Annotated in this window: 2 protein-coding genes; both read right to left on the bottom strand. The window is 72.1% G+C overall.

Going from position 1 to position 4289, the window contains the following annotated elements:
• Positions 1-111: 111 nt before the first annotated feature.
• On the bottom strand, positions 112-2628 hold the full coding sequence (locus IRT45_RS35960; RefSeq protein WP_309241309.1) for a LuxR C-terminal-related transcriptional regulator: 2517 nt from the start codon (positions 2626-2628) through the stop codon (positions 112-114).
• 6 nt (positions 2629-2634) lie between these two features.
• The coding region (locus tag IRT45_RS37670) for an Hsp70 family protein (RefSeq protein ID WP_305082337.1) at positions 2635-4289 on the bottom strand (1655 nt) is incomplete at its 5' end.

Genomic DNA, 4289 nt, shown 5'->3' with positions numbered 1-4289 from the left:
GGTCTCGCCACCGCTGGTGACGATCGCCGCGACGCATTCGTCCTCGGCGATCCGCAGGCCCACCCCTGTGGCCATCCTCAATACCTCGCTTCGGTGTCTCGAGCGCGCCGATCACACGAGTAACGAACCGTGTCCCATTGCGCGGAGCATCGACAATAACTCCGAGCGCGACCCGGCTCCGATTCGACGCCGGATCCGCGCGACATGATGCTCCACCGTCTTCGCGGAGATGTACAGCCGAGCGCCGATTTCACGGTAGGTCAGGCCCAGCAGGACCAGTTCGGCCACTTCGCGCTCGCGTTCACTGAGGACCGAGGCGGCCGCCGGTTCGGGGGTCGTCGCGGCGCGCGGGGCAGCCGGGGTCCGCTCGGGCGTGGCCGAGGGCCGGGAGCCGGTGCGCACCGTGCGGGCCAGTTTCAGCAGGGCCGTCGCGGTGGCCGGATCGCCGGCGCTCAACGCCGCCTCACTGGCCAGCCGGGCGGCATCCCAGACCATGCCGATCGCGGCCAGGCGTCGCACCGCCGCCGTCACCCGATCCTCGGCGACCTCACCGCGCAGTACCAGCACCCAGGTGCGTCCCGCGTCGGCGAGGATCGCGGCATGCGGATCACCCGCTTGCGCAGCGGTTTTAAGCAGTCGAGCGGGTGGCATCAGTTCGTCCGGGCGCTCGTGCGCGATCGCGGCCTGAATCTCGTACCAGTGGAACACATTCGCCCAGGCCGGCGGATTTCCCGCACTGCGCAACACATCTCGCGCCGCCTCCACCAATCGGACTATCCGCTCCTGTTCACCGAGGCGGATGGCGGCCAGCCACAGTTCACCGATCGGCAGCAGGGCGGGCAAATCGGCGTCGACCTCGTCGAAGGTCGGGTACGCGGCCTCCCAGGCGCGCAGCAGGACGCCGTGATCGCCTGCGCGGCGGGCCAGTCCGACCAGGACGCCGTGCGCGAGCAGCCGATCGCGCGGCGGCAGGGCGGTGGTGTCGACGGTCGCGACCGTCTTCGCCGCGGTCTGCTCGTCGCCGCCGAGCATCGCCGTCCAGGCCGTCAGCACCCGGATCTGCGGATCGTGCGGATCGGTGCCGCGCAGCGCGTCGGCGGCGCGGCGGGGCTCGCCCATACTCAGGCACAGCAGCGTCGCCAGCGCGACCGGAGCGCACGGCAGCATGCGGTCCTCCGGCGCCGCGGTGCGGGCCAGCTGGATCAGGGCGGCCGCGGCCGAGGTTGCGGCACTGCGGGATTCGCCGGTGACGCTCTGCGCCAGCGCGGTCGCGAACCGACCGGTGCGGGCATTGGTTTCCGTGGGCGGCCACTGTGCCGCCGAACCCGACACCGCCCGCGCGTCCCCGACCGCTCCGGCTAGGTGGAACACCGCCGCGGCGGTCGCCCAGTCGGCGCCGGTACGGGTCGTGCCGAGCCAGGAATACAGCTGTACCGCCCGGCCGATCAGCCCCCGGCGGGCCTGGACGCTCGCGCAGATCCGCACGGCGGCGGCCAGTTCCGCGGGTTCGGCGTCGGGGCGCGCGAGAACGGGTTCGGCCAAGCGCAAGGCGGATTCGTCGTCGCCGCCGAAGACGGCCGCGGTGGCGCGGGGGACGGCGATTCGCTGAGCCTCGTACCCACTGGCCACGGCCGCGGTGTAGTAGCGACTCGCCTCGCCGCCCGCGTTGTCGGCTGCGGCACGGAGGAATTCGGCAAGTCGCTCGTCGCGGACCCCGGATTCGGCGAGCTGCAGCGCCGTGTGGTCGCGCAGGAGCCCGGCCTCGAGGCGGGCGGTGAGCAGGCGGCGCTGAATCGAGACGAACCGCCGTTCGCCGACCAGGGTGCGCAGCGGTTCGATGGCAGAACTCAGCAACAGGTCGGCGTCGGTGATCAGGGCCCCGGCGCGGGCCCGGTCGACGAGTCCGACCGCCGTCGCCTCGTCGGTGCCGAGCACCTCGGCCAGCTCGCTCGGATCGAGACCGGCGCCGGTGGTGGCGACCGTCAGGACCTCGAGCAGCTGCGGTTCGGTATCGTCGAGAAGCGTTCGCGCCCACGAGGTCACGGCCTGATCGACCGCCTCGATCCCGCCCTCCAGCCGGGTGGCGCAGGCGGCCGTGAGCGCCGCCACCACACCGCCGGGGATGCCGCCGGTGTGCCGGTGGACGTGGTCGGCGACCGCGCGCGGCACGGTCATCCCCAATTCGCGGGCGAACGGAGCGATATCGGCGGTCCCCAGCGGGCGCAGTTCGACCACCCGGCCGCGCCGCGACACCGCGTCCGCAAGGGCGCGCAGGGCGGTATCGTGCGGTTGCGGCCGGGTCGCGATGATGATCGTGCGCGAATCCGATTCGACAGCGGCGCAGAGCTTTTCCAGCTGCAGCTGGTCCAGGGTGTGCGCGTCGTCGACGACCACGGCGGCGCGGGTATCCGGCGGCGTGGTCGTCGCGCTCACATCATCGAAGCAGCCGATACCGCTGCGCCGCAACCTATTTCGGACGGCGGCGAGCAGTGTGGACTTCCCGGTGCCGCACCGCCCCCGAATCAGGTAGACGAGCGGATCCGGCGAGCCCGAATCCAGTTCCCGGAGAATCTCCCGCGCGCCCGGAATGGCGCCGAATGCGACCGCGAGGTTGCCGACCACTGTCACCGATCCTCAGTTGCCTTTGTGGGGCAGCACTTGGCCTGGGAGCTGCACGGCCGTATCGACTGCGTTACCCGCCTGATCGAGTCCGTTGTTCAAGACGTTGCCCAATGAGCCGCCGGGAGAGCTCGGCACTGTGGGCTGAGAGGGAGCCGACGGCGCCGAGGGCGTCTGCACCGGCACCTGTGGCGGCGCCTGCGGTGCGGGGCTGCCGGTCGCGGGGGAATCGGGCGCCGGGGAATTCGGCGCCGGGGAATTCGGCGCCGGAGCGTTCGGCGCGGGCGCCACGGCGGATTCGGGTGCGGGCGCATTCGCCGCCGCGGAATTCGGAGCGGGCGAGTCCGCCGCCGCCGTGCCCGCGGCCGGGGTCCCCGCGGAGTTGTCGGCGGCCGTGCCGGTGTGGTTCGTGCCGGTGTGGTTCGCGGCCGTCACCGGGTTCCCAGCCGTCGGATGCGCGGGGTCGGTGGCGCCGGCCGGCGCGACCCCGGCCGAGGTCGCCGCCGCATGAGCCGCGGACGTCGCCGCCGCGGGGGAGGGCGACGAGTTCGAGGGACTTCCCGCGGTGCCCAGGGCCAGCGTGCCGGTGGCGACCGCGCCCACGGCGATCGCGGCGCCGGCGATGAAGGCGACGCGGCGCCACCGGCTGGTTCCGGACGGCGCGGTGTCGGCCGGCGGCGGTTCGACGGTGGCCCGGTCGCCGAGCGCCGGCAGGGCCGTGGTCGTGGCGTCGTCGGAAATCGGTTGCGGCTCAGCGAAATCGGGTTCGAAATCGGGTACGGCCAGGGCCGCGGCATGACGCCGAGATTCGGTGTACAGGTCCGCGGCGAGCAAGGTCGCTCCCCGCGCGCTGAGCGAGCCGGGGTCGGCGACGGGGGCGATCGGGATCGCGAACTCGCCGGAGATCAGTTCGGTGAGCAGGCCGATCGAAGCGCCGCCACCGGTGAGCAGAATCCGGCCCACCTGGTCGATGCCCACCCCCGCGCGCCGCACGGCCTCGTGCACGAGGCTCAGCGAATCCGCGAGCGGACCGCGGAACAGATCCTCCACGTCGTCCCGGACCAGGCGCACATCGCGCGCGATACCGGCCAGGCGGACCGGAACCACCGTGGCGGTGTCGGTCGAAAGCCGGTGTTTCGCATCGGCGCACCGGTTTCGCAGTATCGACAATTCGCGTTCGACAACCGGGTCGAACGGATCGAAATCCGTTTCTCCCAATGCATTTGCCAGCACGTAGCGCATCGTCAGCAGATCGAATTCGGCGCCGGAGACCTCGGTGGAGCGAACCGGTTCGCCCAGTAGTCCCGAGTGCGGACCGGAACCGACCACCGAGACCGTGGTGCCGGTGGCGCCGGAGTCGTAGACCACAACCGGGGTATCGGCCGGGAAGGGCGTATGCGCCTCGAGCCGTCGGAGCGCGGCGAGCGGTTCGGCGACCAGGACCACCGCCTCGGCGCCGGCGCGGTCGAGCGCGCGGCGCTGGGCCTCGACGATGTGTGCCGGCCACCACGCAGGCACCGTCGCGACCGCGGAAGCCGGATCGAAATCGGCGACGACCTGGGAGATCGTTTCGGCGACCAGATCGGCGGCAGCGACCGAGGAGCCGTCGGGGAGGAGAATGTCGACCGGATCGCCCACGCGGGACAATAGATTCTCCGACAATTCGGGCG

The organism is Nocardia sp. BSTN01 (assembly GCF_015354405.1).
Classification (GTDB): domain Bacteria; phylum Actinomycetota; class Actinomycetes; order Mycobacteriales; family Mycobacteriaceae; genus Nocardia.
The sequence above is the reverse complement of the archived record's forward strand: the minus strand, read 5'-3'. Positions and strand labels throughout refer to the sequence as shown.